Here is a 26,459-nt window from a genome sequence, read left to right on the forward strand (position 1 = left end):
AGCGGATCATAGGCGCAAGTGCCAGAGCATCAGTCCTTTTCTCGACTGGATCGCATCAACCGTCCGATCAGGAACGAAGTGCGAGGGGCATAGACATAGGGTGTCTTGGCCTGACTTGGGCGCGCACGCATGCGGATCAGACCGAAGATCACCAATCCGGCATGGCCCACAGCGATCATCGCAAACAGAGCTGGAGGCCCGTAGACCCCCATCAGCACCGAAGCGAGATATGGCGCTGCGATTGCACCGCAGGCATACCAGAACATAAGCGCGGCAGAGAGCTCGACCCGTTCACTGGAACTGGCAAAATCATGTGCGTGGGCGGCGGCGACGGAGTAGATCGGAAAGGTGGTCAGACCAAAGATCATGGCCGTGAGGAACACTCCGGACGTCGGCAAGTCGGTCAGCGAGGCTGTCATCACACAGGACGCGATGGCTGCAACAGACAGCCAGATCAACACCCAGCGCCGGTCGTATTTGTCGGCGAGCCATCCAACCGGGTATTGCGCCAAAGCGCCCCCTGCCACGAAAGCCGCCATGAACAGGGCTATTTGATCAAGGGCAAGTCCGACACCCTGCCCGTAGACTGGACCCACCATGCGAAACGACGCTGATGAGATTGCAGCGACGATGACACCAGCCGCAGCGAGAGGAGAACGGGCCACGGCAAGCATCGGGCGCAGTCGGGGCGCGTCCGGTGTTTCGGGCTGAGGCCGGGTGGTCAAGGCCAGCGGCAGCAGGGCTGCACAGCAGAAGATCGCAAGCAGATTGTAGCTGACATAGGCCGCAGGGGTCAGCACGCCGATCAGCAATTGTGCAATCAGCGACGCACCCATGTCTGCGATCCGGTAGAGACCCATGGCCCGGCCACGGGTCTCGTTGGTGACTTCGGCCTGCAACCAGGCCTCGATCACAGTGTAACAGCCTGCAACGCAGACTCCGGTGGCGATCCGCATCAACGCCCAAGCGACAGGGTCGGCCCACATCATGTGGCTTAGTAACCCAATGGCTCCCAGCACGGTAAAGGCGGAAAAGGCGCGCGCGTGCCCCACGGTCCCCATGAGGCGGGGTGCCCACCAGCATCCAATAAAGAACCCAACGAAATGCGCAGAGCCCAGCATGCCGATTTCGGCGGTCGTAAAGCCCAGCGTGATGCCTGAAATGGCATCGAGCGGACCGACACCACCAGATGACAGCTGCAACAGGGCAACAGACAGAAACAGTGCGGCGAAAGAGATAGGCAGGCGCATAATGGCGACCCTAGCCGACGCGACCGGGGCCGGTCGCCCATATTCGACTTATGGTGTCGTTTCCCGGGTGTGGCCCAAGGAATTTCGTACGAAATTCCTTTGCTGTGCAGAAATTTCGTACGAAATTTCTGGCTCCGGCGCGGCGGGCATCAGTCCGGCCTGTCCCCGTATCATCAGCCAATCGCGGGGTGGTGACATGCGGGCGCGCAGGCGGCTCAGGGTCCAATGGCCCGCGCCGTTATGATGCGCAGGTTCCAGCGACCAGCGGGTTTCGATCCCTGGCGCACCACCCTGACCTGGGGTCAGAAGCACGGCTAGGGGGCGGCAAGCACCTATACCGCAGCCCGCCTCGGCGGCAAGATGCAGGCGGCGGATCGGCACCATTGCGGGGGGGGCTGTCAGATCGGCCACCACCACGGGAGCATGACCGTCGCGCAGTGCGTCTTCCATGGCCCAAAGGATCATGTCCTTATTGGAGGGCGTGACAAACAGGATGTGGCCGGGCGTGATCTGGTCTGCGATGGCCTCGGGGCAAAGATATTCCGTCGCCGCTTGCTGCGTGATCCAGACCACGGGTCCGCCCAGTTGTGTGACGATCGACACGGCCAGCATGTGCCGCGCCTGCCCGCAGAGTTCGTGCACGCGGCCTAGCCGCAACGCGATTTCGGGATCACCCAGCGTGATCTGCGGCGCGGGGCGGTGAGGGCGTCGGGACAGAAGGGTGGCGGCATTGTGCATGGCAGCACTTTATATGTTCCTATTTTGTTCTCAAGAGATTCGTCGCACCCTGCGTGTCAGCCCTTGCCTCGGATCGGTGCAATTGGTCAGGTACGTCAAAGATTTGCCCTCAAGGACAAGGTTCTGTTTGTCGTGACCCCGATTTTGCGCGCCACATTGGTTGCGATTTGCTTGGCTCTGCCTGCAAAGGCGGCAGACCTGACGGTGTTCGCGGCCGCCTCTTTGGGCGACGCGATGGCCGAGCTTGCGGCAGTATGGGAAGCCGATACCGGGCAGGGCGTGACGCTTGTTCTGGCGGGCAGTTCGACACTGGCACGCCAGATCGACGCCGGGGCACCTGCAGATATCTATGTCTCTGCGAACGAAACGTGGATGGACTGGCTGGTCACGCAAGGCAGGGCTGTGCCGGAAAGCCGTGTCGACATCGCGTCAAACCGCCTTGTGCTGGTGGCACATGATCCCGCCGCCGCCTCGGATGCGGATATCACACCGGACACTGACATCGTGGGCGCTTTGGGCCCGGCGGAGCGTCTGGCCATCGCCTTGCCCGAAGGGGTGCCTGCGGGTATCTATGCCAAGACAGCCCTCACTGATCTTGGGCTTTGGGAGGGACTGCAAGCGCGGCTGGCCCCCACCGACAATGTCCGTGCGGCGCTGGCGCTTGTGGCTTTGGGTGAAGCGCCCTTGGGCATCGTTTATGCGACCGATGCAAAAGCAGAGCCGCGCGTTTTCACCGCAGGCGTGTTTCCCGAAAACAGCCATCCGCCCATACGCTATCCGGCAGCCGTCATTTCGAACTCTCCGTCACCGGAAGACGCATCCGCCTTCGTGGCATGGCTGGTTAGCCCTGTGGCGCAAGAGATTCTGAGCCACTTTGGGTTTCTTCCCGTCGGGATGGCGGAATGATCGGATGGCTTGGCCCAGAGGAATGGCAGGCGGTTGCGCTGTCGCTCAAGGTGTCGTTCTGGGCGACGTTGCTCAGTCTGCCGTTCGGACTGTTGTGTGCGCTGGCGCTGGCGCGGGGCCGGTTCATCGGGCGGGATGTGTTGAATTGGCTGGTTCACTTGCCGCTCGTGCTGCCGCCAGTCGTAACGGGCTATCTGCTGCTGCTTGGGTTTGGACGGCAGGGGCCCATCGGGTCCGTGCTGGATGACATTTTCGGAATTACGCTGGCCTTTCAATGGACCGGGGCTGCGTTGGCGGCGTCGATTATGGCCTTCCCACTGATGGTGCGTGCCATGCGGCTTGCCATCGAAGCGGTTGATCCCAAGCTGGAAGAGGCCGCGGCCACGTTGGGGGCAAGCCGGATAAAGGTGTTCAGTACGGTAACCCTGCCCCTGATCCTGCCGGGGATCATCGCGGGGGCGGTTCTGGCGTTTGCCAAGGCGATGGGCGAATTCGGCGCGACAATCACCTTTGTGTCGAACATCCCTGGCGAGACCCGCACGGTGCCTTCTGCGATTTATGCGTTCCTGCAAGTGCCGGGGGGCGAGACCAGCGCGATCCGTCTGGTCATCGTTGCCGTGGTCATCGCCATCGGTGCATTGATCCTGTCGGAATGGCTGTCGCGCCGGGTCGCAAGACGGATTTCGGGCGTATGAGCCTTTCAGTGGATATAAGGCGATCTTTTGGCGGGTTTGACCTCCGTACCGCCTTCGACGCGCCCGAAGGGGTCACGGTGCTGTTCGGGCGATCGGGCAGCGGCAAAACCTCGGTTGTCAAATCTGTTGCAGGGCTGGTGACCCCGGAGCAGGGGAATATCACCTTGAACGGCCGTGTTCTGTTCGATGCCGCCACCCGCACTGATTTGCCGGTACACAAACGACGCTTGGGCTATGTGTTTCAGGACAGCCGCCTGTTTCCGCATCTGAGCGTGCAGGACAATCTATGCTATGCCGCTCGCGTCAGTGGTCGCGGCGTGAAAGACCCAAGGGAGGTCGGTGCGCTCTTGGGGATCTCGCATCTTTTGGATCGGCGCACCCATTCGCTCTCCGGCGGAGAGGCGCAGAGGGTGGCGATTGGACGGGCCCTATTGTCTGAACCGGACATGCTCTTGATGGACGAACCGCTTGCGTCGCTGGACGGGCCGCGCAAGGCCGAGATTCTGCCCTATCTCGAAACCCTGCGGCGCGAGACCGGGCTGTCGATTCTGTATGTGACCCACAACATGGCGGAGGTGGCGCGACTGGCCACCCATATCGTGCTGATCGACGAGGGGCGCGTTGTACGTTCGGGCGCGCCTGAAGAGGTTCTGACCGATCCCGACATGGTGCGCCTGCTGGGTATTCGCGATGCGGGTGCGGTCCTGTCTGCCACTGTCTCGAGGCACTATTCCGACGGCTTGAGCGCCCTCGCGATCTCGGCCGGAGAAATTATGCTGCCAACGGTGGATGCGCCGGTTGGCGCGAAAATTCGGGTCCGTATTCTTGCGCAGGACGTCATTTTGGCCCGTGCGCGTCCCGAAGGACTCTCTGCGCTCAACATCCTACCCGCGCGCGTGCTTGCGGTGCGCCGCGGCGAAGGGCCGGGTGTGATCGTGCAGCTTCAGGCTGGCGAGGACCGCCTGCTGGCCCGGATCACCCGCCGCAGTGCCGACACGCTGAACATCATCGAAGGGGCTGAATGTTACGCGGTGATGAAATCTGTTGCCGTCTCGCAGACGGACATCGCTGTCGGCTTGCAGACCGGGCTTTAGCCGCTACGTTGCGCGCAACCGAATTCGAAGGAACGCGTGATGAAGATGAACCGACTGGGCAAAACCGATCTGATGGTGTCCGAACTGTGCCTTGGCACGATGACTTACGGCAACCAGACGCCAGAGTCGGATGCCCATACCCAGATGAATATGGCACTAGACGCTGGAATCAATTTCATCGATGCCGCCGAGATGTATCCGGTGAACCCGATTGCCAAGGAAACAATCGGACTGACCGAAGAGATCCTTGGCAATTGGTTCAAGCAAACAGGTCGTCGCAACGAATGGATACTCGCAACCAAACACTCCGGTGAAGGCATGGAACATGCCCGCAACGGCGCGCCGATTTCCAGCGAGACCGTTCCCGAAGCCGTTGAGGGGTCGCTGAAGCGGCTCAAGACCGACCATATCGATCTTTATCAGCTGCACTGGCCCAATCGTGGATCGTATATGTTCCGTAAGAACTGGACGTTTGATCCGACCACCCAGAACCGCAACGAGACGCTTCAGAACATGGCCGATGTGCTGGGCGCGCTGGGCCGCGAGATCGAGAAGGGGCGCATCCGCCACATCGGACTGTCCAACGAAAGCGCATGGGGCACGATGATGTGGTTGCAGGTGGCGCAGGCGATGGCTGGGCCGCGGATGGAAAGCATCCAGAACGAATACTCGCTCATGTGCCGCATGGCCGACACTGATCTGGCCGAGGTGATGGTGCATGAAGAGGTGTCGCTCTTGCCGTTCTCGCCTCTGGCCGCTGGATTGCTGACCGGGAAATACCAGAACGGTGCGGTGCCCGATGGGTCGCGGATGGCGATCAATGGCAACCTAGGGGGCCGCAAAACAGACCGTGCGTTTGAGGCAGTTGATGCCTATGCCAAGGTCGCGCAAGAGGCCGGGCTTGATATGGCGTTGATGGCCTTGGCGTGGTCGGCGCAGCGGCCTTTCGTGGCGTCCTCGATCTTTGGCGCGACAACGGCCGACCAGTTGGCGCACTTGCTCAGGGCTGAGGATGTGAGGCTGAGCGCAGAGGTTCTGAAAGCTTTGGACGAAACGCACAAAAAGCATCCGATGCCGTACTAATTTTTTCGGGGACTGGGCGATCAAGCGCTGCCGGTGGCTTCTTTTGCGCTAGGCGGCACCATATCGGTGTGTGCCGGTTCAGGTAGTGGGACCGGTCGGCTGCCTGTTTTCCCCAGCCGCGTCGGCAATTTGCTGGACAAGGCCCACGCGCCCACCAGTGCCGTCGCCCCAGCGCCAAAGATTGCTGCCAAGGGGGCCACGAGCAGCACCAGCCACGCCACTCCGGGTGTCAGGATGCCCGACACGTCCCGGAAACTCGAATAGACGGCGGACATTTCGGTTCGTTCCGACGGCTTGACGGCAAGGAGGAACGGCAACCCCGCAGAGACATCGAGCAGGATCAGGAAAAACGATCCCGACATCAGGCACAGCACGGTGAGCCATGGAAGGCCGGACAACAAAGCCGCAACCCCAAAGAGCAGCCCAGACATCAAGAACCCGGTGCGGACGGCATGCCGGATTGAGAAGCGTTGCATGAATCGCAACATGAAGGGTGTCACGAACAGCGCAGCATTGGAGATCGACAGCGCGATCCCGCCCAACTGTTCGCCCAACCCCGACTGGATTGCAAAAATCGGCAGATACACGACATAGACCCACCATCCGCAGGATCGGATCACGGCAAACAGCCATCCGGCTACCAGACGCGGCTGCGCAAAGAACCGAGGCAGGAATCCCAATGGATTGGTCGGCGCCCGTCGGCTTTTGGTGATGAGCTTGCCATTGCCCATGCGCATTGCAAGGAACATCAACAACATTGTCGAAGACGCGACTGCCGCCACGAGGAATGGTGCGGGTTCCCACCATTTGAGCAACACGACGCCCAAAACCGGTCCAACTGTCCATCCAGCCGCGCTGTAGAACATACGCGAGGTCTCGCACCGCCCCAGTTCGATCTTGGCGATATAGTCCAGTACATAGGCGTTGAAGCAGACAAAGGTCGTCACCGTCGCGGCTGAGGTCAACGTCAGCCCGATGATGGTTGCCATCGCTGATCCGTCGATGGCCAAAAGCGAGCCTGCAATAAAGCAGCACGCGCCTGAAACGTAGACCCAACGTCGTGGCAGGAACCGCGCGAGGAAGGGCACAAGCAGACCAGTCAAAAGCGACGCGATCCCAATTAGGAAATAGACCTGCGATACAAGCGCTGCATCTTGCAGGGCCTGATACATCCGCAGCGGAAAGACCGAGATCAGAATGCCTCTCGCCACAGCTTCCGCTGCAGCCAGCATGGCAAAGCCGCGCACGCTGGGTGCAGGTGCGTGGCGAAGCCACTCGGGTATGCGTCGTTCGTGCATGTCTTGCCTTTGAAGTCGTGCACCACGATTACCAGCCCGGCCAACTCATGCATTGCCGTCTGCGACCCAATGTCGTTTTCTTGGAGCGACACTCAAAGGTCGTTGTTGTGCGATCCAAGTCTGAAAGGTTGTCCATGCCGAAAGACAGACCCCTCGCCGGTGTTCGCATCGTCGAGATTGAAGGGATTGGTCCCGGCCCATTTGCGGCGATGATGCTCGCTGATCTTGGGGCGGATGTGGTCGTCGTGCATCGCCCTCGGTCTGGGCCTGTGATCGGATTGATGGACTGCCCCGTCACTGACCGGGGCAAGCGATCTCTGGTGCTGGATTTGAAATCCGACGCGGATCGGGACGTGGTGCTCAAGCTACTCGTCCATGCCGATGGTTTGATCGAAGGGTTCCGCCCCGGTGTAATGGAAAGGCTCGGGCTTGGGCCTGACATCTGCCACGCGGTCAATCCCCGTCTGGTGTACGGGCGCATGACCGGTTGGGGGCAGGACGGGCCGCTGGCGGAACGCGCAGGGCATGACCTGAACTACATCGCGATGGCGGGCGCGCTCTGGTCATCTGGGCCAGATGACGAACGTCCGACTGTGCCGCCGACTTTGGTTGGCGATATCGGGGGTGGTGCGCTTTACTTGGTGGCGGGTTTGCTGGCCGGGATCATCGCTGCAAGGAGCACCGGGAATGGCACGGTTGTCGATGCCGCGATCTACGACGGTGCCGCGCATATGCAGAACCTATTGATGTCGATTGCAGGCAGCGTCGAGGACGGACCATCCGCGCAGGCCAATCCGCTGGTTGGGGCACATTGGTCGCGGACCTATCGCTGTGCAGATGGCGGGTTCGTCAGCGTGCAATGCCTTGAGCCGAAATTCTATGCAGAGTTTCTTGGTAAGCTTGGTCTTTCGGAAGACACGGACTTCGTTGAACATCAGTTCAACAAAGACGCATGGCCCGGTTTGGCAGACCGACTGGCACTGATCTTTGCTGCGCACAAAAAGTCTCATTGGGAAGAGTTGTTTGATGGCAGCGACGCCTGCGTCGCCCCGGTCCTGTCCCCACGTGACGCCTTTGCACATCCGCAAAATATGGCACGGCAGACATGGCACGAGGTCAATGGCGCCCTGCAAGCCGCAGCCGCCCCGCGCTTTGATGGCCAGATACCTGCGCCGCCCGCGGAAACGCACGGCAGAGGTCAGGACACCGACGCAATCCTCACGTCATTGTCCGAACACGCTGGTTGGCCGGAACGCCCTGATACCTGATTACCCCAAAGCTTTGCGCAATTCCGACAGGTGATCCGGAAAAGATCGCGCGGTGATCCGTGACTGCCGCACCAGGTTGTCGAAATGGTCGGAGAACGCCCGAACGCGCTGGGTGTCGCGGAACGCGAGATAGTTGCTGCCCAGATAGATCACCGCGAGCAACGGTCCGAACACGGTGATCGGCGCGGAATAGACCTGTCGTGCATCGAAGAGATACACGCGCAGCCTTGGGTAGAGCGATTGGGTCAGGTTGAGCCAGTGCTCGATTTGTTGCTTGCGCACCTCGAGCGGCAGATCGGCGTAGTAGCCTGTCCCATCGACAAAGCTTTGCACCTCGAAAAGTGGCATGGCGATTTCGTAATCCGAAGCCGACTGCCGCATCCACGCCAACCGATTGGCCGATGCCGTGATCGCCTGCGCGGTGGTGCGTCCCAGATGGGGGCCGTATTCCCAAGTGAGAACTTCGTTGGTCTTGAGCATGTCCGGTAGCCCAGCGGGCACATAACGGATCTTGTAGCCTTCGGCCTCTCGGTGCCAGTCGAAGATTTGCTGGTCCACCAAGGCACGAGGCGCATTGGTCAGGGTCAATGCGTTTGCCAGCAGGTCTGTTGCGTTTTCGGGATGTTCTGAGAGTCCAAGAAGCCAGTCCGCCGAAACGCCAAGCACACTGGCACAGGCCCCCACCACATGCGCGTTCGGCAGCCTAGCGGCATCATCCCGCAAAAGCTGTGAGATTGTTGACCGGTCGATGCTGGTACGCCGAGCCAGTTCACTCTGGTTCGTTCCAGATCGGCGGATTGCGATCAGCAGGCGTGTGCGGAACAGATCGGCCCGTTGCAGCTTGTCCATCAGTAAAATCTAACATTTGGTGATATTAGTCACGGTTAAAGACAATTGTGCACTGTTGTCAGAATTCTGCAAGTCAGGCGCGGGCTCTATGGTGATCACTGGGAACTCTTGGGATCACTTTATGACAGACATGCCTTTGCCGCGATCGGCAGAGCTGCGGCGCGCAGCCGAATGGCCGACGCTTTTGATGCTCGGCATCACCTATGGCCTTTGGGGTGTCTCGACTGTCTGGATCAGCGATGTTTCGGTTTTTCTGGCCATCCTGCTATGCGCTTGGACCGGGGCCCAGCATTCATCGTTGACCCACGAGGCGCTGCATGGGCATCCCACCCGGAGCAAGCTTCTGAACGCGGCGTTGGTGTTTCCGCCGCTTACACTTGTGGTGCCGTACATGCGGTTTCGCGACACCCATCTTGCGCATCACCGGGATGAGAACCTGACCGATCCCTATGACGATCCAGAGACCAACTATCTTGACCCGGCTGTCTGGAACCGACTGCCTGCATGGCGCAAGGCGTTGTGCCGCGCGAACAATACGCTGGCTGGGCGTCTGATCCTTGGTCCCTTCGTTGGCCAGATTGCGTTCATGGGCGCCGATTGGCGTTTGATCCGCGCGGGTGACCGCCGTGTGTTAGTGGGCTGGGTTTTGCACATCCCGGCAGCCGCCAGCGTCATCTGGTGGATGACATTGGTTGCCACGATGCCGATCTGGGCGTGGTTGCTATCGGTTTACATGGCGTTGTCGCTACTCAAGCTGCGCACTTATCTCGAACATCGCGCCCATGATCGCACAACCGCCCGCACGGCAATTGTCGAGGATCGCGGGTTTTTCGGATTGCTCTTTCTCAACAACAATCTTCACGTGGTGCATCATTTGCATCCGGGCGTGCCGTGGTATGCGTTGCCAGATCTGTACCGGACGCGTCGATCCCAGTACCTCGCATCAAATCAGGGGTATCGCTACGACACCTATGGCGAGGTTGCGCGCAAGTATCTGTTCCGCGCCAAGGATCCTGTACCACATCCGCTTTACCGGGATGGACAAGGCCGCTGAGGTGACGCCATAGAGGCGCATGGAACTCTGGATCTTCGCCAGCGTCGCGGCGGCCTTGTTTCAGACCGTCCGGTTCATGCTGCAAAAAGTGCTGAGCATGGATGTGCTGAGCACTGCAGGCTCGACTTTTGCGCGCTTTGCCTACGCCGCCCCGGCAGCGATGCTTGTGACGTTGGCCTATCTGTGGGTCCGCGACACGCCGTTTCCCACGCTAGATGGCTGGTTCTGGTTCTACGCATGGGTGGGGGGCGTGTCGCAAATCCTTGCCACGGTGTGCGTGGTTGCGCTCTTCCGGCAACGTAACTTCGCAGTCGGGATCACCTTCAAGAAAACCGAAGTCATTCAAACCGCCATTGTCGGCGTTGCTCTGTTCGGCGCAGAAGTCTCTTTGGCAGGGTGGGGCGCGATCCTCATCGGGCTGATCGGGGTTCTGCTGCTGTCGCGAACGCCGGGACTGGATCAGGGGGTGTGGTCCAGCCTGACCAGCCGCGCTACAGGGCTTGGGCTGACATCCGGGTTCTTTTTCGCGTTTTCCGGCACCAGCTACCGGGCGGCATCGCTACAGATCGACAGCGAGGACGCGGTGTTGCGGGCGGCAGTGACATTGACCTGTGTGACAGCCTCCCAGTTCGTTGCTATGGCGCTTTGGCTGCGATGGCGCGAGCCGGGGCAACTCAGTGCGGTGTGGCGCGCGCGCAAAGTGGCGGTCTGGGTTGGGCTGACGTCTATGGCAGGGTCAATGGGGTGGTTTACGGCCTTCACCTTACAGACAGCGGCTTATGTACAGGCCGTAGGTCAGATCGAGCTGATCTTTTCGCTGATGGCGTCGGTGTTGTTCTTCAAAGAAAAGACTACACCGCGCGAACTGATCGGGATCGGCTTTCTGGCGCTGTCGATCCTCGCCTTCATCCTTGTCATCTAGTCGGCCATCGGTCGGCCATAGAGCCGCAGGAACAGGCTTTCTTCGTCATCGTTGCGAAAGAAAGGCACGGAGGCCGGCGGGTCTTTCTGTGTGGCGCGGGCCGCAACTTCGGCCAGAACCACCTCTGTAATGAAGGGCAGATCAAAGCTGCGCACACGGTCCAGAGCGATCCATTGCAAATGTGCCAATTCATCGGAGGCGGCGGAAAAATCGTCAGGGTCGCTGGCCAGATCATCGGCATCCAGCAGGAAGAACCGCGCGTCGAACCGGCGCGGGCGGCCCGGCGGCGTGATGGCGCGAAAGACGAATTGAAGAGGCGATGCGCTGGGCAAGTGACCAGTCGCAGCAAAGTCGCGCCAGTTGTCCGGTGGGCTCTCCCACGTCCCTGCGCGCCCGAGGATCTGGCCGGTTTCCTCCCACAACTCGCGAATTGCGGCTCCGGCCAAAGCTGTTGCACGGTCTTCTGGCACGCCATCGGTCAATCGGTTTGCACAAAGCTCGGACAACGCGTCGGCGAAGGGTACTTGCGCATCCTCGGGATCGACCGCGCCTCCGGGAAAGACGAATTTGTTCGGCATGAAGGCGGCGTTTGCACCGCGTTGTCCCATGAGCACGCTGGGTTCGTGATCGCGGTCGCGCAGCACGATCACCGTGGACGCATCACGGATGGCAGTTTTATCGATCAGTCCCGGTTCGATCACGCAGGCTTCCTTCACAGTGGCGAAGGGTCAGGGCGCGCTGTTTGCGAACCCACCCATCTGTCGTGACCATTGGAATGCCACGATTGCGCCCTTCAATCTGGGAAGAAGGTAGAGTGTCAGAGCAACGCAGCCAACTGCGAAGATCGTGAACAAGACAAGCGGTTCCGGGCGGAAGTTGACGAACACTATGTGCAGAAGCGGCGCCATGAGGTGGCCGACAATGAGAATCGTCAGATACGCGGGGCCGTCATCGGCGCGGTGGTGATGCAACTCTTCGCGGCACACCGGGCAGGTGTCGCGGACCTTGAGGTAGCCGCTCAACAAAGGGCCACTGCCGCATTTCGGACATTTCCGTCGCCATCCCCTGCGCAGCGCAGGCCAAGTCGGACGTTCGTCCTCTTCAGTTACGTGTGATAAAGTCATGATCGCTCTCCCGCGTTCAAAATGGCGGTCCCTGTCAGCGATGAATAGTGACCAAACTGTCCTTGCGGCTGGATGTCGCAAATCACGGACCTGTGATGGTGATCTGTAATTTTTTGCGACGGAAACATCTGCCTGCCCCGTGAAACGCAGTGGATGCCAAGACGACAGAGTGTCGATCTGGCCCAGTGTTGAAAAGCATCGGTCAACAGGCCGGACATGAAAAGGAAAAACAGATGACCAAGAACAAGCAGGTTTCCGCACTCGTGATTGCAGCCCTTCTCGCCACCACGGCTGGTGCGGCTTTTGCCCAAGACACTGCCTCGCGCGAGGATCGTCGCGCCGCGATGTTTGCCGAACTGGATATCAACGGCGATGGGACCGTGTCTGCCGAGGAATTCGAGGCACGCGCTGATCGCTTTGCCCGCGCCGACACCAATGGCGATGGTCTGTTGACTGCCGAAGAAATCGCGGCTGCGGGTGAAGAACGCGCCGCGCAGCGCGCCGAACGGATGATTGCGCGCCTTGACAGTAACGGTGACGGCGCATTGTCCGAAGATGAAATCTCGTCCCGCCGCGACCCCGCACGCATGTTTGAACGGCTCGATGCAAATGACGATGGCACGCTGAGTGCCGAGGAATTCGCAGAGGCCCGTATGGGTGGGAATGGTGGCAAACGCGGCGGCCTGTTCGGTGGCAAGCGTCACGGCGGTGATCGCTGAGCCGATGTCATTGTCCCGAGCGGTGTATGTGCATCGCTCGGGACACCTGATAAATTGGACCGGAAACCAGACACACGGTGGCATGACACAAAGTCAGACCGATCCTGCTGCGGAAGCGGCGTTGCTTGATGCCTACGCCGCCGGTGATGCCGACGCGGCGCGGACGCTTGCGACAAAATATACGCCACTGGTTTTTGCGCATGCGTTTCGGATGCTCAATGATCGCGCCGAGGCCGAAGATGTTGCGCAAGAGGCAATGTTGCGGCTGTGGCGGCATGCTCCGGGCTGGGACAGTGCAGGCGGCGCATCGGTGCGCACATGGCTTTACCGGGTGACGGCGAACCTGTGCATCGACCGATTGCGCAAGACCAGACCAGACGGGCTGCCGGATGATCTGGACATTGCGGATGACGGGCCGGGGTCCGAAGCGCGATTGCAAAACAAGGCGCGCAAGATGGCGCTTGAAGATGCGCTGATGCAATTGCCCGACCGCCAAAGACAGGCGGTCGTGTTGCGACATATAGAAGGTCTGGGCAACACCGAGATTGCCCAGATCATGGACATTGGGCCACGTGCGGTGGAAAGTTTGACCGCACGCGGCAAACGGGCTCTGGCCACGCTTCTCAGCGGCCAGCGCGCAGGTTTGGGATACACAGATGACACAGTCGAAACCTCGTAGTGACGACCCGCTTGAGGCGGCCTTTGCCGCAGCGCGTCAGACAACGCCACCGCTGCCGGATGGTTTGCTGGCGCGTGTCATTGCAGATGCCGCAGCGCAGATGCCGGTGTCGGAGCGGCAGCCGTTCTGGCGACTGGTCTTCGGGACATTGGGTGGATGGCCCGCCATGGCTGGGCTTGCGATGACAGCCTGCGTCGGGGTCTGGGCCGGTGGGGCGCTGACCGATGACCTGATGGTTGCCCTTTCACCGGTCGATGCTGCGGCGCTGGATATCGGAGCCGGGCTTGGGGCCTTCGATTTGCTACTGGTGGATGGCTGACATGGCGGAGAATGCAAAACCGAAAACACCTCTCTGGATGCGTGTGACGCTGTTTGTGTCCGTTGCGCTGAACCTTCTTGTCGTCGGTGCCGTCGCGGGTTTTTTCGTCACCAGTGGGCCGGATAAGCGATCCGACCGCACACGTACGGATTATGGCGCATTCTTTATGCGCGCGCTAAGCGATGAAGATCGTCGCGCGCTGCGGCGTGATTTCGAGGCGGGTTTACAGCGCCAGGGACGGGACCGCGGGGCGTTTGTCACAGAGCTTCAGTCCACGCTGGAGATCCTGCGCGCGACCCCATTCGACCGCGACGCCTTTATCACATCGGTCGCCGACCAGTCGCGCAGTCGCGCTGAGCGCGAAGAACTGGGCAAAGAGGTTTTGGTCAACCGAATTGTGGCCATGACCGACGCGGAGCGCGCCGCGTATGCCGACCGCCTTGAAGAGCGTTTGCGTGATATCGCGAACCGGATTCGCCGCTGAGCGTCGGTCTTGGCTCTGTCGTCATTGCTCGCCATGCGTCCCACCTAAAGGCCGTTCATGAGAGTTGGCCAGCAGCGCTATGTCGATCCGGTTGCGGCCATTGCGTTTGGCGGAATACAGGGCGTTGTCGGCAGCGCGTTGCAAATCCGTCGTAGACATACGGTCGTTGCGATGGGCTACGGCAAGTCCGATGCTGATCGTGGCCCGCACATGCGTGCTGGCGTTCAATGCAATCGGATTGTCAGCAACTGCGTCGCGCAACCGCAAGGCCACATCATGCGCTTGTTCTGCTTCGACGTTCGGCAGCACGATCAGGAACTCTTCTCCGCCATAGCGCGCAATGAAATCGCCATCGCGCAGCTTCGATCTCATTGTCCGGGCCAATTGCGCAAGGATCACATCGCCTGCCGCATGACCGTGATTGTCGTTGATCGCCTTGAAGTGATCGACATCAGCAATCATCATCGCAACCGCCCGTGGCTGCGCGGTCAACGCATGATCCATTCGCAAAAGGTATTCTTCCATAGCGGTGCGATTGCTGAGTCCTGTCAAAGCATCCACGTAGGCTTTCTGGGCAAGCTCTGTTGTTTCTTTGCGCTTGCGGTCCGCATCGCGTTTGCGGCGGGCAAGCCGATCGATCCTAAGCCTTAATTCAGTCGGGCTGATGGTCGTGGGCACCTGATCATCCGCCCCGAGGTCCAGCGGAGAGGCAATTTGGGAGGGGCAGTCGGTCACAAAAAGAATGCGGCTATCGCGACTGGTGGGATGGCTTCGCAGGGCCACGAGCGTATCGCGCGTCCCGTCGTCGGACCCCGTCTCGAGCAGGATATAGACGTCGCTTTCGACATCCGGGCTACGCCGCGCCAGTCGCGCGGATGTCGGCCTTATGTCGATACCGGAGGCAGCCGACACGTCGTTCAGGATCTTGTCGAACCATATCTCTGAATCCCGCGCCACGAAGCTTGCAACAGTCTTGGGGGCAAATTCGGGAACGGCCTCTGCTAGGCCACTGACAGCTTGGGTCTGCGGCTGCCGATACCATCCTTCGGACTGACCACTTGTACGCATGAAACTGCGCACCCGGGCCTTGAGATCGACACCATCACTGTTCATGTCGATCACATCATGTGCGCCATCAACAAGGGCACTGACACGCGCCGATTGATTCTCACTGCGCACGGCCACAACAACGGTGGTGAACTGCGTTTGCGTATTGCCGCGCAATGTCTTGCAGAACTGACGAAGACGGAGGCCGGGCAGGTCGTCGGCGATAATCACGACATCAGGTGGATCTTTGCGAATGAGGGCCAATCCTTCGGTTTGTGTATCCGCAAGGTCGACGGGATACGCCGCCGTGTCGAGTTGCGCGCGCATGTGGATGCGGCGGGTGCTGATGGCGTCGATGATTAGAACGGACCTTTGCACGACGACTCCGGTTGATTGGCAGGCGTTAAGACTTTGCTCACCAATTCTTTGCCGCTATTTGGTTAAAAAAGCGTTTGGGAAATATCTAAAAATGTCGATTTCAAAAGACGGGGCAGAGCAACTCGCGATCAAGGCGATTGTCTGGCTTGCAGGAAATGACGATTTGCTACCCGTCTTCATGGGGTCGACCGGGGTAGACGAAGTGGCGTTCCGTGAAGGTGTCGGGGTGCCCGAGTTTCAGGCCTCGGTGCTTGATTTCATCATGATGGACGATGCTTGGGTGATCGCGTTCTGTGACAATGAAGGCATCCCCTACGACCGACTGATGCAGGCGCGGGCAGCTTTGCCGGGCGGTGCGCAGGTGCATTGGACGTGACCGTGATCGACCCGCGCCAGATCACTGCGATCCTGTTCGACAAAGACGGCACGCTGTTCGACTTTGGCGCGACATGGAACGCATGGGCCAAGGCCTTTCTGATGCGCCTGGCAGACAACGACCGCGACCGCGCAGTCGCTTTGGGACATGTCATTGGTTTCGATCTGCAGGCTGGGGTTTTCGCGCCCAACAGTTTTGTCATTGCCGGAACGCCTGACGAGCTTGTCGCGACACTCGCACCACATTGCCCGGATCTGTCTCCGAAGGCCCTGTTCGCGTTGATCAACGAAGAAGCCGCAGCTGCGCCGATGTCCGAGGCCGTCCCGCTTTTACCTTTGCTGAAGCAGCTTGCCGCAGCCGGGTTGCGGCTTGGTGTGGCAACGAATGATGCCGAGGCGCCGGCCTTTGCACATCTTGATGCCGCGGGTGTCCGTCAAAACTTTGATTTCATTGCCGGATCAGACAGCGGGTACGGCGCAAAGCCCGAACCAGGCCAATTGCTGGCTTTCTGTTCCGCCGTTGGCGTGGAACCAAGCAGGGCGCTCATGGTTGGCGACAGCACCCATGATCTTATCGCTGGGCGCGCTGCCGGAATGGCAACGGTTGCCGTGCTGACCGGTCCGGCCAATGCGGCTGATCTGGAGCCTTTCGCGGACCTTGTATTGCCTGACATCGGTCATCTTCCGGGGTGGCTTGGCCTCAAATGATCTTGGTCCGAAATGACCAAAAGCGACCGTATGAGTCGTGTTCCGGCAGGATAAGTCACCTCTGCGGTGCCTAGCTAAAGTGGCAACGCAGGAGGACGTCATGACAGAGGCCACCACACGCAAACGACGGAGCGGAGGGCGGTCCGGCCACGCTGTGCGCCGTGGCACGTCCGTGATCGAACAGCTGCCGTGGAGCTTGCCGATCAATATCGACCGTCCGACAGAGCCCTTGACCGAAGAGGGCGTCGCGCGGGTTCACGATACGGCAATGATCATCCTCGAAGAGATCGGGATCGAATTCCTGAATCCCGAGGCGGTGCGCATTCTCAAAAAAGCAGGCTGCACTGTTGACGGCGAAAACGTGAAGATGGGCCGCGATTTCGTTATGGAATGGGTGCGCAAAACGCCGCGGTCCTTCACGATCACACCGCGCAATCCCGAGCGCCGGATCGTCGTCGGTGAGGGGCATATCCTGTTTGGCAATGTATCGTCACCGCCCAACTATTGGGACATGGAAATGGGCCGTAAGGTGCCCGGCACCCGCGAGATGTGCCGCAATTTCCTTAAGCTGTCACAGTACTTCAATTGCATTCACTTCGTTGGTGGATACCCCGTGGAACCTGTGGATATCCATGCCAGCGTGCGGCACCTCGATGTGCTTTACGACAAGCTGACCCTGACCGACAAAGTGGCCCACGCCTATTCGCTGGGCAAGGAGCGGGTCGAAGACGTCATGGAGATGGTCCGCATCGCCGGTGGTCTGACCAACGAGGAATTCGATGCCACCCCGCGCATGTATACCAACATCAACTCTACCTCACCGCTTAAGCATGATCATCCGATGATGGATGGCTGGATGCGCTGTGCGGCGCGGGGGCAGGGCTGCATTGTGACGCCCTTCACGCTGGCTGGTGCGATGGCTCCCGTGACGATGGCCGGTGCTGTCGCGCAATCGCTGGCCGAAGGGTTGAGCGCGATTGTGCTGGCCCAGATCATCAATCCCGGCGCGCCGTGCGCCATCGGCACGTTCACCTCAAACGTCGATATGAAGTCGGGTGCGCCTGCGTTCGGAACACCGGAGTACATGCGCGCCACGCAGATGACCGGCCAGATGGCGCGGTTCTATGGCCTGCCCCTGCGGTCGTCCGGCGTCTGTGCTGCCAACGTCCCCGATGGTCAGGCGATGTGGGAAACCGAACACAGCCTCTGGGCGGCCATCCAGTCGGGCACAAACCTTGTCTATCACGCGGCGGGATGGCTTGAAGGCGGGCTGATCGCCAGCCCTGAAAAATTCGTCATGGATTGCGAGGTGATCCAGCAGTTGATCCGCTACATGGATCCGGCAATCTGCGATGTGAGTGATGACGGGCTGGGCCTCGAGGCGATCCGCGAGGTCGGCAGTAATGGGCATTTCTTCGGCACGAAACACACGCAGGAACGCTACACCACTGCCTTCTACCAGCCGTTCCTGTCGGATTGGAAAAACTACGAGGCATGGGAGGCCGCAGGCAGCGTCTGGACCCCGGAGCGTGCGCACGTGATTTACAAAGCCATTCTCGAAGAATTCGAGGCACCCCCGATGGATATCGCCATCCAAGAGGAATTGGCTGCTTTCGTCGAACGCCGAAAATCCGAAGGCGGCGCGCCGACCGATTTCTGATCAAGCCTGAGTTTGCCGTTTTTTAAGAACCGCACGTCATGGTGTGTGCCAAACAAAGGGCACACACCATGCACGGTCTCATCTTCCGCACACTCGAAGCGTTTATCTCTGACGCATTCGGACCCGATCGCTGGGCGCAGGCCGTCGCATTTTCCGACCTGCCGATCACGTCGTTCGAGGCGATGCTGCAATACGATGCTGCGTATTTTCCTATTCTTCTGACGGCTTGTGCCCAAAATCTTGATCGCGCGCCCTCGGTGATTCTCGAAGATCTGGGCGCGTACCTGATCACCCATCAGAATCACGCGTCGGTCCGGCGGCTGATGCGCTTTGGTGGTGACACGTTTTCCGAACTGCTGCATTCGCTTGATGATCTGCCGGGCCGCACCCGCCTCGCGGTTTCGGGCCTTGAGCTGCCCCATGTTCACGTCCGGGAACCGATTCCGCGGAATTTCACAATACATTGCACCGGAACCCCAACCGGGTTCGGCCATGTTCTTGTTGGATTGCTGCGGGCGATGGCTGATGATTACGGAACGCTTGCCGTGCTAGATCATCGCGGCGTGCGCGACGGGGCCGAGATCATCGAGGTGCAGGTTATCGAAACGGCCTTTGCGGATGACCGTGGGTTTTCACTGGCCGAAACCGAAGCGGCACATCTCGGATGATCTCAGTGACGGACCTCCTGCTTGCGATCCGCCCCCTACATGTCTGCATTGGGCCCACAGGGCATATCCGGCAAGTCGGCAAAAGCTTTTGCAAACTTGGCATAGATGACCCGACAGGTTCCCGCTTTCTCGAAGTGTTCGAGATATTGCGCCCTGCCAAACCGGCGTCGATGTCCGAATTGCGCGACTTGGCAGGCCAAGTCCTGCGCCTGCGCCTTCGGGCAGAGCCAGGGCTTGGATTGCGGGGATTGGTGGTCGATGATCGGGCCGACGGAGCAATCCTTGATCTGTCGTTCGGCATTGCCGTGGTCGACGCGGTTCAGCGCTTTGGCCTGACCGCTCAGGATTTTGCCCCCAGTGACCTGGTGATGGAGCTTTTGTTTCTTCAAGAAGCCAAGTCCAGCGCGATGGCCGCGTCCTTCAGCCTGAATGCCCGTTTGAACGGGGCCCGACTGGCAGCTGAAACCGATGCGTTGACCGACGGTCTGACAGGGCTGCACAACCGTCGCGCGTTGGATGGTGCCTTGGCGCGGCTTGGGCAATCCGACACCGAATATGCCATCCTGCAAATGGATTTGGACCGCTTCAAACAGGTGAACGACACGCTCGGGCACAGTGTCGGCGATGCCGTTCTCAAACGCGTTGCCGCGATTGTGCGCAGTCAAACCCGGCAGGACGACCTACTCGTGCGCGCTGGGGGTGACGAATTTGTTGTCGTCTGCCCCGGGCTGACGGATGACCTGCGGCTTACGTCCCTGGCAGCCGGGCTGATCCGCGCCATTTCCGAACCTGCGATGATTGACGGGCAAGACGTTACGATAGGGGCAAGCATAGGGATTGCCGTATCGCGCATGGTGGTGCGCTGCGATCCAGCGACCCATGTCTCGCGTGCCGATGTCGCGCTTTACGCCGCAAAAAGGTCTGGCAGAGGGCGGCATCTTTTCTGGACTTCCGGCATGGGCGACAGTCTTGCGGACCTCGATCTGCCTGCCGCACAGTCTCGGGGCGGATAACAGCAAAGCGCGCTTGAAACCCTTTCAACCGTCGCGCATGTTCGCAACCATGGGTCTGTTGTTCCGCCTCATTCTTCTAAGCACAGTTTTTGTCCTGAGCGTCGTTGAGGCCCCGCTTCAGGCGCAGACCTCTGATCAGCCCACGGGCACGATCACTGTGGAGGACAGTGCAGAGCAGGACGCGGCCATCGCCAATCGCATCCGCGAAATCCTGATGGAACTGGACGGTTACGAAGACGTCACCGTCACAGTGAACTCTGGCATCGTTACGTTGCGCGGCACAGCGCTGGATGGTCCTGCGGTTTCTCGTCTGAATGAAATCGCAGGGCGTGTTCAAGGTGTGGTGACCATTGAAAACCGGGTGCAGGAAACCACCGATGTGGCGCGCCGCCTCGACCCCGCTTGGGAGCGTTTCCGGGCGCGGTCCGAGCAATTTATCAACTACCTGCCTCTTCTGGCCGTAGCGGTCGCGGCGTTTGCCCTTGTTGTCATGGTCGGCTTTCTCATCGCCCGTATGAAGCGTCCGTGGGACCGGATCGCCCCCAACGCTTTTATAGCGGATATCTACCGGCAAGTGATCCGCATCGCGTTCATTCTGGGTGGCCTCGTGATTGCCCTCGACATTCTCGGGGCCACTGCGCTGCTCTCCACCATCCTCGGCGCGGCCGGGATCATCGGTCTCGCCATCGGGTTCGCGGTACGAGACACGGTCGAAAACTTCATCGCGTCGATCATGTTGTCGATTCGCCAACCCTTCAGGCCCAATGATCAGGTCGAGATCGAAGGCGATATCGGCAAGGTCATCCGACTGACGAGCCGGGCCACGATTCTGCTCAGCTTTGATGGCAACCACATTCGCATACCCAATGCCACCGTCTTCAAAAGTCGGATCGTCAACTATACCCGGAATGACGAGCGCCGGTTTCTGGTCAGTCTTGGCGTCGCATACGACACCGATCTGGCCCGCGCGCAGGACTTGGCCCTTCAAACTGTGGCCTCACTGCCTTTTGTGATCGACGAACCCGCCCCTGCTGTCTGGATCGAAGATCTGGGGGACAGCGCGATCATACTGAACGTGGCAGGCTGGATCAGACAGCACGAAACCAGCTATCTCAAGGCTCGCAGTGAGGCGTGGCGCCTGTGCCTCGCTGCATTTGACCACGCAGGCATTGTCATGCCGGAAACCACCTTGCGCATCGTCGGAGTCGGCGATGCCCCCGCACTGCAGCCTAGTCCACACCCCACCACATCGAACGCCGCCGCCATCGCCGCGGCCACCGCCACTGTCGGAGATACAGAAGCCGCGATGGACAAGGAGCTTGAACGGATCGTCGCCTCGGAACGCGCGGAAAAACCCGGCGGTGACCTTCTCAAGAAAGACGCGCCGGAAGAGTAGAAAAATTTTCGGATTCCGGGTCTTGATCCCGATCACAGAGCGGCGTAAGTACGCCCGCACGGTTGGGGTGTAGCCAAGTGGTAAGGCAACAGTTTTTGGTACTGCGTACCGTAGGTTCGAATCCTACCACCCCAGCCAGTTTCCTAGAATGTATGAATTTCAAGGGCTTAGCCGCACGTCGATTTTGTCGTCCGGAACACTTTGCCGGATCATTTTTCCGGCCCACGCCTCGTTCCCAATAGCTAATGACTCGTAAATCGCCGATAACTTGTCGACAATTGGTTCAGACCGGCAAGTTTGCTGTATCACCCCGCTTCGAACTCTTCGTGTGCCGCAGCGGTAAATTAGCGTTTTAAGGTCAAAAAAACAGGTGTGCTTCAGTGCTGAGAAGGCTGTCCTATCCTCGCTGTTGCTCGCCGAAACTACTTGGATCCTCCTCCGCCGTGGAGTTTGTAGTGTCACCGCTTTGCAATCTTGCGGCCTTTCGCAATGCGAACACTCAACATGGATCGGCAAAGCGAGTGGTGCCCTTGTGGCCGGCTCACGTTGCCGACCCTAATGCACGTCGATAAATGCTGCTGTAAACAGGAGATATGCCGCAGCGCGTTTCCCGGTGGACGTGTGGGCGTCGAGGCGGCACATTGGTAAGAAAGAGGAAAATATGATCACCGGCGAACTCAAGTCCAAAGTAGAAAATATCTGGAATGCAATGTGGACCGGTGGGATCTCAAACCCTCAGACGGTTATGGAGCAGTTGACGCTGCTTCTCTTCCTCAAAGGCCTTGATGACGCACAAACCCTTGCTGAACGTCAGGCAAGGGCGCGCGGCGTTGCTTTGGAACGTGATCTGTTCCCAGACGACCTCGATGGAATACCTATTGTTGACGATCAGGGCGTAAAGGTCGCTGATGGTCGTGCATATTCAGATCTACGTTGGCCTCGTTTCACGACTTTGCCGCCAGCGGAAATGCAGGAAGCCGCCGAGAACCACTTGATCCCATTCCTTCGTCGGCTTGGATCGGACGGCGCGCCGCTGCGCAAGCACATGGCCAGCGCTCGTTATGAAATTCCGACGGGTCGGCTGCTGGCCAAGGTTGTGGACCTTGTGTCAGATTTGCCGATGAAGAGCCGTGACACCAAGGGCGACCTCTACGAATACATGCTTTCGAAGGTCGCTGCTGCAGGCCAGAATGGTCAGTTCCGGACGCCGCGTCACATCATTGAGCTTCTGGTGGCGATGACGGAGCCACGCCGTGATGACGTGATTTGTGATCCCGCGTGCGGCACAGCTGGTTTCCTGGTCGGCGCGGCGGAATACCTGCGCCGCAACGATGCCGACGCCTGGACCGATCCGGACGCGCGTTCGCACATCGAAAGTGGCATGTTCCACGGCCATGACTTCGACGGCACCATGCTCCGTCTTGGCGCCATGAACATGGCACTGCACGGGTTCGAGGACGCTTCTATCGTCTACCGCGACAGCCTCACGCAAGAGCACGGCGACGAAGCGGAGACCTATTCCCTGATCCTCGCCAACCCGCCCTTTGCTGGCTCTCTGGATGCTGAGGTGGTAGCCAAGGACCTCACCCGGATCGTCAACACCCGAAAGACCGAGCTGCTCTTCATGGCCCTTTTCCTGCGCCTTCTGAAGCGTGGTGGTCGGGCGGCGGTGGTCGTGCCAGATGGGGTGCTCTTCGGTTCAAACAAGGCGCACAAGGAGGTGCGGCGCATCTTGGTCGAAGAACAACAGCTACAGGGCGTGCTCAAGCTGCCGGCTGGTGTCTTTCGCCCCTATGCCGGGGTCTCGACCGCCATCCTGCTTTTCCAGCGGACAGATTCGGGCGGCACCGACGGTGTATGGTTCTACGACATGCACGCCGACGGCCTAAGCCTCGACGATAAGCGCAATTTCCTCGTGCCTGAAGATAAACTCGGCCCCTGGGCGGAACTGGCCGAGGACGAGGCGAAGCTCAACGATCTCCCGGATGCGCTTTCCCGCTGGAAAGAGCGCGAGGGGACGGAAAAGGACAACCCGCGCACAGCTCGAAGCTTCGTCGTGCCGAAGGAGGAAATCGCCGCTGCAGGATATGATCTCAGCCTCAACCGCTACCGTGAGATTGAGCACGATGTGGTCGAGCATGAGCGTCCCGCCACAATACTCAAGCGGCTTCGAGCAATGGAACTCGAAATCTGCACCGGTCTGGATGCGCTGGAAGCAATGCTTGGTGACGGTCCCGCAAAAGAGGCCGCCGAATGAGCACCGGCGAAGCCTTCGGCCGCACGATCCAGCTCTTTCTGGTGGATGGTAAACCCACAGGCCTGCGCAAGGCGTCGATCCACGGCTGGACCGGCGTGCTCTTCGTCTCCGGCGCTTCCGCGTTCGGCGACCTGACCGCGCGCGACGAGGTGGACCGCACCGGGGTCTACATCCTCTCTGGTCCAGACCTCGACACGGCAGGCAGCACGCGCGTCTACATCGGGTCAGGCAACTCTGTCTCCGACCGGATCAAGCAGAGTGCGCTGAAGCGCGATTTCTGGGAAACCGCCATCACCGTCACCACCAGCGACGACGACATGTCAAAGGGGCATGCTGAGTATCTGGAGGCGCGGTTGATCGAACAGACTGCGAAGGCGGGCCGGGTTACTCTCGACAACGGCACCCATCCCGATACCAGCCGGCGCCGCCTGCCAGAGGCCGATATCGCCAACATGGAACAGTTCCTCGCCAATCTGCGGATCATCCTGCCGGTGATCGGGCTCGACATGCTCAAGCCCCAGCCAAAGGCAGTGACCCATACGGCGCAGCCGGTCGAGGAACGCACCACCGGTGAAGTGCAGTTCGAGATCCGGCATAAGAGTGGCGTGAAGGCCACGGCGGTGGAGGAAGAGGGCGAGTTTATCGTGCTCGAGGGATCGGAAGTGCTGACCGGCACAGGCTATGTCCAGCACGATACGGCAACGGCGACCAAGGAGAGGCTACTCGCAGAGGGCGTCCTTGTTCCGATGGAGGGGACGCAGGAACCGGCCAAAATGCGGTTTACTCGGCCCTGGTCTTTCACCAGTCCGTCGGCCGCGGCTGCGGTTGTGTTAGACCGGCACAGCAATGGCCGACTGGAATGGAAGGTGAAGGGCGCGAGCCAGTCCTACCACGACTGGCAGCAGGCGCAGGCGGCGAAGCAGGAGGCAGCGGAATGAGCTGGTCACGTGCAACGCTCAAAGAAGAGGCGAGTGTCATCACCAAAGGCACAACGCCAACTACATTGGGCTACTCCGTCACGAGTAGCGGTGTTCCCTTTCTCAGGGCACAGAACCTGGTCGATGGGAGTGTGTCAGTCGGTGCCGACCCGCTCTTCGTCTCAAATGCAACCCACCAAGCACTCAAGCGCTCCAAAATACATCCGAAGGATGTTCTAATCTCGATTGCGGGGACAATTGGGCGAGCCTCAATTGTGCCGGATGACGCTGAAGAAATGAACTGCAATCAGGCCGTTGCTATTGTCAGAACCTCTGAGAAAATCGACCGTCGCTTCATGCTGCACTGGCTTTCAAGTGCAGACGCTCAATCGCAGATGTCGAAGAGCAAAGTCACCGGGGTCATCTCAAACCTGAGCCTCGGTCAGATTGGGGCGCTGCAAATCCCCCTCCCGCCCCTCGAAGAGCAGCTGCGGATTGCGGGGATACTGGATGCTGCTGACGCCCTGCGCCGCCGCCGCCGCGAAGCCCTCGCCCTGCTCGACACCCTCCCGGGCGCGATCTTCGCGGAGATGTTCGGGGATCGGCCAGACCTGCCAACCGCGAAGATTGATGACGTCATCGTCAACGGTCGCACTGGTCCGTTCGGAAGCCAGCTACTGAAGTCCGAGTTTGTCGAAAGCGGGATACCTGTTCTCGGGATCGACAACGTAGTTACCAACAAATTCGTAGAAGAAACGCCGCGATTCATTACTCAAGAGAAATACAAGGCGCTTCAGCGATACACGGTGATCCCCGGTGATGTGCTCATTACGATCATGGGAACTTGTGGACGATGCGCTGTTGTGCCTTCAGATGTTCAGACAATGGTGAATACGAAGCACCTGTGTTGCCTGACTCCAGACAAAGATCGAGTGGACTCTGAATTCCTGCGTGCTGCGTTTCTTTTTGATGATGACGTCCACCGCCAGCTTGAACAGCAGACCAAGGGCTCAATCATGTCCGGCTTGAATATGGGCATCATAAAAGGGCTTTCGATAAAGATTCCGAACTTAGAAGAACAAAAATCCTTTGCCGCGCAGCTACGTGGAATCAATGATCTGATTGATAAAACCAAAGCCCATTACCAAGAGCTCGAAACCCTCTTCGCGTCCCTCCAATCCCGCGCCTTCGCCGGAGCGCTCTGACCCCGGAAAACCGCCATGACCGCCAGCAATTTCGCGCATCTCGAACCCGACTTCCCCGCTGTCCACGCGGCGGCGAGTTCGGCGGAACGACTGGCGATGTCGGAGCCCGAGGCGGCGGCGATCCTGGCGGGCAAAGCGGTGGAGCTGGCGCTCGGCTGGGCCTTCGCCCATGACGCGGGCCTGACGCCCCCCGCCCAAACCGGCGCGAGCCGGATGATCAACGACCCCGACCTGCGCACGATCATGGGGCAAAAGGTCCACGCCAAGGCGCGCTTCATCAACCTCGTCCGCAACAAGTCTGCGCATGAGGGATCGAATTTGAAGCCCGAGGGCGCGCGTCAGGTCGTCGAGAT

28 protein-coding genes and 1 tRNA gene are annotated in these 26,459 nt (G+C 59.7%); 22 read left to right on the plus strand and 7 right to left on the minus strand.

The window, feature by feature from the left end; all coding sequences use genetic code 11:
• Positions 1-29: 29 nt before the first annotated feature.
• Positions 30-1,250, minus strand: coding sequence for an MFS transporter (locus MCRY_RS03690; protein WP_085628122.1), 1,221 nt, complete (start codon positions 1,248-1,250; stop codon positions 30-32).
• 48 nt (positions 1,251-1,298) lie between these two features.
• Complete coding sequence (locus MCRY_RS03695) at positions 1,299-1,988, minus strand: ImuA family protein (RefSeq protein WP_085628123.1); 690 nt, start codon at positions 1,986-1,988, stop codon at positions 1,299-1,301.
• Positions 1,989-2,120: 132 nt separating this feature from the next.
• Between MCRY_RS03695 and modA the strand changes: the two genes are divergently transcribed.
• From modA to MCRY_RS03715, 4 genes are read left to right on the plus strand one after another with little or no spacing between them, the layout of a single operon-like run.
• Positions 2,121-2,894 carry a molybdate ABC transporter substrate-binding protein gene (gene modA / locus MCRY_RS03700; protein ID WP_244897874.1) on the plus strand — a complete coding sequence of 258 codons (774 nt, stop codon included), beginning with the start codon at positions 2,121-2,123 and terminating at the stop codon, positions 2,892-2,894.
• Positions 2,891-3,589, plus strand: a complete 699-nt coding sequence (modB, locus tag MCRY_RS03705; protein WP_085628124.1) for a molybdate ABC transporter permease subunit — start codon at positions 2,891-2,893, stop codon at positions 3,587-3,589. Before modA ends, modB begins: the two co-directional genes overlap by 4 nt.
• Positions 3,547-4,683: a molybdenum ABC transporter ATP-binding protein gene (modC, locus tag MCRY_RS03710; RefSeq protein WP_238939694.1), complete on the plus strand. Its 1,137-nt coding sequence runs from the start codon at positions 3,547-3,549 to the stop codon at positions 4,681-4,683. Before modB ends, modC begins: the two co-directional genes overlap by 43 nt.
• A 39-nt stretch (positions 4,684-4,722) precedes the next feature.
• The gene (locus tag MCRY_RS03715; RefSeq protein ID WP_085628126.1) at positions 4,723-5,766 is read left to right on the plus strand and encodes an aldo/keto reductase; all 1,044 of its coding nucleotides are present in this window, start codon (positions 4,723-4,725) and stop codon (positions 5,764-5,766) included.
• 20 nt (positions 5,767-5,786) lie between these two features.
• On the opposite strand, the gene MCRY_RS03720 is transcribed toward MCRY_RS03715, so the two are convergent.
• Positions 5,787-7,064 carry an MFS transporter gene (locus tag MCRY_RS03720; RefSeq protein WP_085628127.1) on the minus strand — a complete coding sequence of 426 codons (1,278 nt, stop codon included), beginning with the start codon at positions 7,062-7,064 and terminating at the stop codon, positions 5,787-5,789.
• A gap of 134 nt (positions 7,065-7,198) precedes the next feature.
• Here MCRY_RS03720 and MCRY_RS03725 point away from each other — a divergent pair, with 134 nt between their 5' ends.
• Positions 7,199-8,332: a CaiB/BaiF CoA transferase family protein gene (locus MCRY_RS03725; protein WP_085628128.1), complete on the plus strand. Its 1,134-nt coding sequence runs from the start codon at positions 7,199-7,201 to the stop codon at positions 8,330-8,332.
• Here MCRY_RS03725 and MCRY_RS03730 read toward each other — a convergent pair whose 3' ends face one another.
• On the minus strand, positions 8,333-9,181 hold the full coding sequence (locus MCRY_RS03730; RefSeq protein ID WP_085628129.1) for a helix-turn-helix domain-containing protein: 849 nt from the start codon (positions 9,179-9,181) through the stop codon (positions 8,333-8,335). It abuts the gene before it with no gap.
• Positions 9,182-9,302: 121 nt separating this feature from the next.
• Here MCRY_RS03730 and MCRY_RS03735 point away from each other — a divergent pair, with 121 nt between their 5' ends.
• Together MCRY_RS03735 and MCRY_RS03740 are read left to right on the plus strand one after the other, a co-directional pair.
• The gene (locus MCRY_RS03735) at positions 9,303-10,235 is read left to right on the plus strand and encodes a fatty acid desaturase (protein ID WP_238939860.1); all 933 of its coding nucleotides are present in this window, start codon (positions 9,303-9,305) and stop codon (positions 10,233-10,235) included.
• Positions 10,236-10,254: 19 nt separating this feature from the next.
• Entirely contained in the window at positions 10,255-11,157 is a 903-nt protein-coding gene (locus MCRY_RS03740; protein ID WP_085628130.1) for a DMT family transporter, read from the plus strand.
• Here MCRY_RS03740 and MCRY_RS03745 read toward each other — a convergent pair.
• Together MCRY_RS03745 and MCRY_RS03750 are read right to left on the minus strand one after the other, a co-directional pair.
• A complete protein-coding gene (locus MCRY_RS03745) occupies positions 11,154-11,858 on the minus strand; it encodes an NUDIX hydrolase (RefSeq protein ID WP_244897875.1) in 705 nt (234 codons plus the stop codon). The two genes, MCRY_RS03740 and MCRY_RS03745, sit on opposite strands and share 4 nt — an antisense overlap.
• 27 nt (positions 11,859-11,885) lie before the next feature.
• The gene (locus tag MCRY_RS03750; RefSeq protein ID WP_085628131.1) at positions 11,886-12,281 is read right to left on the minus strand and encodes a DUF983 domain-containing protein; all 396 of its coding nucleotides are present in this window, start codon (positions 12,279-12,281) and stop codon (positions 11,886-11,888) included.
• 233 nt (positions 12,282-12,514) lie between these two features.
• Here MCRY_RS03750 and MCRY_RS03755 point away from each other — a divergent pair, with 233 nt between their 5' ends.
• The 4 genes from MCRY_RS03755 (at position 12,515) to MCRY_RS03770 (ending at position 14,482) form a co-directional block, all read left to right on the plus strand.
• Positions 12,515-13,000, plus strand: coding sequence for an EF-hand domain-containing protein (locus MCRY_RS03755; protein ID WP_085628170.1), 486 nt, complete (start codon positions 12,515-12,517; stop codon positions 12,998-13,000).
• Positions 13,001-13,082: 82 nt separating this feature from the next.
• Positions 13,083-13,679: a sigma-70 family RNA polymerase sigma factor gene (locus tag MCRY_RS03760; RefSeq protein ID WP_171046044.1), complete on the plus strand. Its 597-nt coding sequence runs from the start codon at positions 13,083-13,085 to the stop codon at positions 13,677-13,679.
• The gene (locus MCRY_RS03765; protein ID WP_085628132.1) at positions 13,657-13,998 is read left to right on the plus strand and encodes a hypothetical protein; all 342 of its coding nucleotides are present in this window, start codon (positions 13,657-13,659) and stop codon (positions 13,996-13,998) included. Before MCRY_RS03760 ends, MCRY_RS03765 begins: the two co-directional genes overlap by 23 nt.
• A gap of 1 nt (position 13,999) precedes the next feature.
• Entirely contained in the window at positions 14,000-14,482 is a 483-nt protein-coding gene (locus tag MCRY_RS03770; protein WP_171046043.1) for a periplasmic heavy metal sensor, read from the plus strand.
• Positions 14,483-14,503: 21 nt separating this feature from the next.
• Here MCRY_RS03770 and MCRY_RS03775 read toward each other — a convergent pair whose 3' ends face one another.
• Positions 14,504-15,907: a GGDEF domain-containing response regulator gene (locus MCRY_RS03775; protein WP_085628134.1), complete on the minus strand. Its 1,404-nt coding sequence runs from the start codon at positions 15,905-15,907 to the stop codon at positions 14,504-14,506.
• A gap of 91 nt (positions 15,908-15,998) precedes the next feature.
• Here MCRY_RS03775 and MCRY_RS03780 point away from each other — a divergent pair, with 91 nt between their 5' ends.
• The 11 genes from MCRY_RS03780 to MCRY_RS03830 all read left to right on the plus strand — a co-directional run.
• Entirely contained in the window at positions 15,999-16,283 is a 285-nt protein-coding gene (locus MCRY_RS03780) for a DUF3572 domain-containing protein (RefSeq protein WP_085628135.1), read from the plus strand.
• Between the two features lie 5 nt (positions 16,284-16,288).
• Positions 16,289-16,990 carry an HAD family hydrolase gene (locus MCRY_RS03785; RefSeq protein WP_085628172.1) on the plus strand — a complete coding sequence of 234 codons (702 nt, stop codon included), beginning with the start codon at positions 16,289-16,291 and terminating at the stop codon, positions 16,988-16,990.
• Between the two features lie 100 nt (positions 16,991-17,090).
• On the plus strand, positions 17,091-18,650 hold the full coding sequence (locus MCRY_RS03790; protein ID WP_085628136.1) for a trimethylamine methyltransferase family protein: 1,560 nt from the start codon (positions 17,091-17,093) through the stop codon (positions 18,648-18,650).
• 68 nt (positions 18,651-18,718) lie between these two features.
• On the plus strand, positions 18,719-19,318 hold the full coding sequence (locus tag MCRY_RS03795) for a heme NO-binding domain-containing protein (RefSeq protein WP_085628137.1): 600 nt from the start codon (positions 18,719-18,721) through the stop codon (positions 19,316-19,318).
• A gap of 5 nt (positions 19,319-19,323) precedes the next feature.
• Positions 19,324-20,331 carry a GGDEF domain-containing protein gene (locus MCRY_RS03800; RefSeq protein ID WP_171046042.1) on the plus strand — a complete coding sequence of 336 codons (1,008 nt, stop codon included), beginning with the start codon at positions 19,324-19,326 and terminating at the stop codon, positions 20,329-20,331.
• 13 nt (positions 20,332-20,344) lie between these two features.
• The gene (locus MCRY_RS03805; protein ID WP_238939859.1) at positions 20,345-21,727 is read left to right on the plus strand and encodes a mechanosensitive ion channel family protein; all 1,383 of its coding nucleotides are present in this window, start codon (positions 20,345-20,347) and stop codon (positions 21,725-21,727) included.
• Positions 21,728-21,790: 63 nt separating this feature from the next.
• Positions 21,791-21,865: transfer RNA gene (locus tag MCRY_RS03810), tRNA-Gln, on the plus strand.
• 523 nt (positions 21,866-22,388) lie between these two features.
• A complete protein-coding gene (locus MCRY_RS03815; protein WP_085628139.1) occupies positions 22,389-23,984 on the plus strand; it encodes an HsdM family class I SAM-dependent methyltransferase in 1,596 nt (531 codons plus the stop codon).
• Positions 23,981-24,922 (plus strand): GIY-YIG nuclease family protein, encoded by a 942-nt coding sequence (locus tag MCRY_RS03820; protein ID WP_085628140.1) that lies wholly within the window; start codon positions 23,981-23,983, stop codon positions 24,920-24,922. The genes MCRY_RS03815 and MCRY_RS03820 overlap by 4 nt, the downstream gene beginning before the upstream one ends.
• Positions 24,919-26,106, plus strand: a complete 1,188-nt coding sequence (locus MCRY_RS03825; protein WP_171046041.1) for a restriction endonuclease subunit S — start codon at positions 24,919-24,921, stop codon at positions 26,104-26,106. The genes MCRY_RS03820 and MCRY_RS03825 overlap by 4 nt, the downstream gene beginning before the upstream one ends.
• Before the next feature lie 15 nt (positions 26,107-26,121).
• Positions 26,122-26,459, plus strand: a 338-nt coding sequence (locus MCRY_RS03830) for a DUF4145 domain-containing protein (RefSeq protein WP_139834087.1), incomplete at its 3' end; no start/stop codon positions are given.

Origin of the sequence: Marivita cryptomonadis, from assembly GCF_002115725.1 — a bacterium.
GTDB lineage: Bacteria > Pseudomonadota > Alphaproteobacteria > Rhodobacterales > Rhodobacteraceae > Marivita > Marivita cryptomonadis.